The sequence below is a fragment of the Methanocalculus sp. genome (assembly GCF_029762515.1).
In the GTDB taxonomy this organism is placed as follows: domain Archaea; phylum Halobacteriota; class Methanomicrobia; order Methanomicrobiales; family Methanocorpusculaceae; genus Methanocalculus.
In genome coordinates this window covers 1-3,817 of record NZ_JARVGN010000043.1, presented here as the reverse complement: position 1 = coordinate 3,817, position 3,817 = coordinate 1, and the positions used below count along the sequence as shown (strand labels likewise).

Below are 3,817 nucleotides of genomic sequence, written 5' to 3'. Positions count from 1 at the left end.
AGGCTCAGTGCAAACTGCTCATCACGTGGGTCTGTGTAGGTGGCTGTATAGAAGATGAAGGGGATCTGTTGTAGTTCTGGATCTGCTTTCCACCGGCGGCAGAGTTCAAATCCGTCCATAACGGGCATCAGTATATCGGTGATGATCAGATCCGGCGGGCTCTTCTTCGCAGTATCAAAAGCCTCTCTCCCGTTTGTTGCCGTGATGGGTGTATACCCATATCCCTTCAACGTGGCTTCCAGCAGATAGAGGTTCTGGGGATTATCATCAGCTATCAGAACTGTGGTCATCGTTTACCTTCGATCATTTTCATCCGGATGATGAGGTAGTATTAGTTTGATCGGTAAATGCCTTTGGATCGATCGAACCGTCCGGCAATCAGCTGAAAAAAGGTGGCTACCGGCTCTCCCGGTACATACCCTCAGGAACAAAAATCTCAAACCGGGCGCCTGTACCCGGAGTTCCGTTCTCGATAATCTTCATGCCGCTGAGATTGAGGAACTCCCTTGCAAAGAAGAGCCCGAATGTTCCCCTGCCTCCGACGACCCGATGGAAGATCTGCTCCTTCAGTGGCATAGGAATGCCGATACCGTCGTCTTCACAGATCAATACCAATCCGTCTGCTGTTATTTGGTACCTGAAGGTTATTCTGGTCGTCTTCTCACCGTGTTGAATGGAATTCATCAGGAGATTTAAAAAAACCCTTTCGATCAGGGGATCGGTTCTGATCTCAAGTTCGTTCAGCTCACATTCAAGGATGATATTCTTCTTCTGGCTGATTGCCACAAACTGATCCCCGATCACCTCTTTTGGAAGAATCCATCGGGATGTGTTCACCCCGATCTGCTGGTAATCCTTCGTCTTTTTTATGAGGTTGTGGATACTCTCCAGTATATCTTTCTCTTTTTCGATGTAGAACTGTCTGCTTTTCTGATTCTTCTCCTGCTGTTCCAGATCGAGATATCCCAGTGTCGCGGTGATTTTGTTCTGGATATCCTGGTAGGTGACCTCGGTCATCAGTTCGAGCTTGTGGTTTGCAAGATTGATCTGCTCTTCATGCGCTTTTTGTTCGGTGATATCCTCTGAAATGCCAAGCAGGTATCGTGGCTCTCCTGACTCATCGAGTATGGGTATCTTTTTTGTGTGGAGTATCCTCTCGCCCATCTGATGTGTCAGAATCCTCTCTTCAGGAATATCCCGCAGTCTCTTTTCACTCAGGACCTCCTGATCTTTTTCTCTGAAGAACTCTGCCTGCTCTTCCGGGAAGAAGTCATAATCCGATTTTCCGATGAGTTTTTCGCGGGATATCCCGAGGAGCTCCTCTCCTGCCTTGTTGAACCCGACAAACCGGAGATCTGCTGCATCCTTCACAAAGATCATATCAGGGATCTGTTCGAAGATGTTATTCAGGAACTTCTCATTCCGGCGGAGATCCCTCTCAATTATGCTGCACCGTGCGATCTCGTTCTCAAGGTCTCCAACCTTCTTCTGGAGTTTCCGAAAGAGCACCTCGTTATAGGTTTTCAGGAGCTCCATCTCTTCTTCGAAGGTTTTTTCAGGTTGTGGAGGCTTCTCTCCCCCGGCTTTTTCGAGGACCTCCCTCACGATCCCGATAAGCACGTCCGGCTTCTGAGGCTTGATCACATACCGATCAGCACCAAGGCTCAGGGCAAACTGCTCATCGCGTGGGTCTGTGTAGGTGGCTGTATAGAAGATGAATGGGATCTGTTGTAGTTTTGGATCTGCCTTCCACCTGCGGCAGAGTTCAAACCCGTCCATAACAGGCATCAGTATATCGGCTATGATCAGATCCGGCGGGCTCTTCTTCGCAGTATCGAATGCCTCCTGGCCGTTGCAGGCATTCGTGGTGGCAAATCCATATCCTTTCAGAATCGATTCCAGCAGGTAGAGGTTATTTGGATTGTCGTCAGCTATCAGCACAACAGCCATCTATTCATCCTCTTTATTCTCCGCAGGCGGGAGATATGCTTCTATCTGTGAGATAAATGTTGTTGGATTGATAGGCTTTTCAATATATCCGGTGCATCCTGCAGAGAGTGCCTTCTCCCTGTCCCCCGGCATCGCATAGGAGGTAACGGCGACGATCGGCAGTTTTGAGATCGCCTGGATCTCCCGGAGCCTTCGGGCCGTCTCATAGCCGTCCATTCCCGGGAGCTGGATATCCAGGAGTATCAGATCAACAGGCGTATTGGTGGCGATCCTGACTCCTTCCATGCCATCGGCTGCACGGATACACTCGTATCCTTTTGCGGCCAGAATATAGTGGACGAGATAGTAGTTCTGGTCATTATCTTCGATATACAGAATTGTCTCCGTCATATGTTCCTCCTCTCTGCCGGCAGGGTGACCGAAAAGACCGATCCTTTTCCGGGTTCGCTTCTCACTTTGATTGTTCCTCCCATCAGATTGACGAGCTTCTTTGAGATCGAGAGTCCAAGGCCGGTGCCTTCGTACTTCCTCGTCAGTCCGCTATCGATCTGGGAGAACGGCTTGAAGAGTTTTGGAATATGAGCCTCCTCAATACCGATCCCCGTATCAATGACGCGGATTGATATGTTCCCCTCCTCTTCTGCACATTCTATCCGGATATGGCCTTTCTCGGTGAACTTTATTGCGTTACTCAGGAGATTTAGGATCACCTGCCCGATCCGGCGTGCATCGCCCCTGACCGCTCCCAGGCCCGGTTCGATGGCAACCTCAAGTGGAAGGCCTTTCCTGTCTGCTGCCGGTTTTATGGTTTCGATCGCCTTTTCAAGGATAACGGTGATATCCACCGGCTCGATGACGAGGGTGAGCTGACCTGCCTCGATCTTCGATATGTCGAGCACATCATTGATCAGGGTGAGCAGGTGCTCGGCACTTCCGGCAACCATCCCGAGCTGTTTCTTCTGTTCATCATTGAGCGGTCCGGCAAGCTCCTGGAGGAGGATCCCCGTAAATCCGATGATGGAGTTTAATGGTGTCCTGAGTTCATGGGACATTGTTGCAAGGAAGGCAGATTTAAGCCGGTCTGCCGACTCTGCCGCTTCCTTTGCTTCCTCAAGCTCATGTGTCCTCTCGGAGACAATATCCTCCAGGCGGTCGCGGTACTCCTCAAGCTCCCGGTATGCCTCCTCCCTCATCGCTTCTTCGGTCCTGATCTTTTCAACCATCGCTTCAAATGATCTGGCGAGGCTCTCCACCTCTCCCGCACCTTCGGTCGGGATCGTCCGTTTTAGATCCCCTGTCTGGGTGATCTCCCTGCTCACCTTTGTGAGGCTGGAGAGCGGCCTGATGATTGTCCTGTTTAAGAAGTAGAGGGTGATGCCGCTGAGAAGAATAAGGGCAACGAGGACGAAGAAGAGTATCCACCCGATGGACTTGTTAATCGCCTCTTCTATCGTGCTGAAGGGGATGAATGTCCCGATCTTCCACCCAAGTTCCGGGGAGGTGTAATAGAACAGGTACCGGCCATCCATCACCAGCACCCCTTCATCGCCACTCAGAAATGTCTCTGTCTGTTCTGAGAGGAGAGCACTGATATCGGTGTGGAGCAGTGTTTCATCTGAAGCTGCCAGGATTGTCCCTGTCCTGTCAACCAGGATCATCTCGCCATCCCGGATCGTCTCAACAGTCGATATGTAGTCTGTCAGGCTGATAAGGGTGATATCGGCCCCGACAACTCCGTAGATCGAGCCGGAGTCATCGATCAGTGCCGTGACGATCCCGATATTCACATCCGGGGTGGTGACTGCCATGTAGGGATCGGTCATCACCACCTCGCCTGGATGTTCTGTTGCAAGGATATACCAGGGCC

The 3,817-nt window shown here is 50.9% G+C and carries 4 protein-coding genes; all 4 read right to left on the bottom strand.

Annotated features, from left to right (window positions below; genetic code table 11):
• Window positions 1–290 (bottom strand): response regulator (locus tag QCH34_RS02560; protein ID WP_300329602.1); only part of this gene is annotated, 290 nt, incomplete at its 3' end.
• Between the two features lie 106 nt (window positions 291–396).
• The gene (locus QCH34_RS02555) at window positions 397–1,950 is read right to left on the bottom strand and encodes a response regulator (protein WP_300329599.1); all 1,554 of its coding nucleotides are present in this window, start codon (window positions 1,948–1,950) and stop codon (window positions 397–399) included.
• Entirely contained in the window at window positions 1,951–2,340 is a 390-nt protein-coding gene (locus QCH34_RS02550; protein ID WP_300329596.1) for a response regulator, read from the bottom strand.
• The coding region (locus QCH34_RS02545) for a hybrid sensor histidine kinase/response regulator (protein WP_300329593.1) at window positions 2,337–3,817 on the bottom strand (1,481 nt) is incomplete at its 5' end. The genes QCH34_RS02545 and QCH34_RS02550, both read right to left, overlap by 4 nt.

Bases quoted from the DNA above. Each gene is read 5' to 3' on its own strand.
- QCH34_RS02555 (WP_300329599.1), bottom strand. From the start codon at position 1,950: ATGGCTGTTGTGCTGATAGCTGACGACAATCCAAATAACCTCTACCTG.
- QCH34_RS02550 (WP_300329596.1), bottom strand. From the start codon at position 2,340: ATGACGGAGACAATTCTGTATATCGAAGATAATGACCAGAACTACTAT.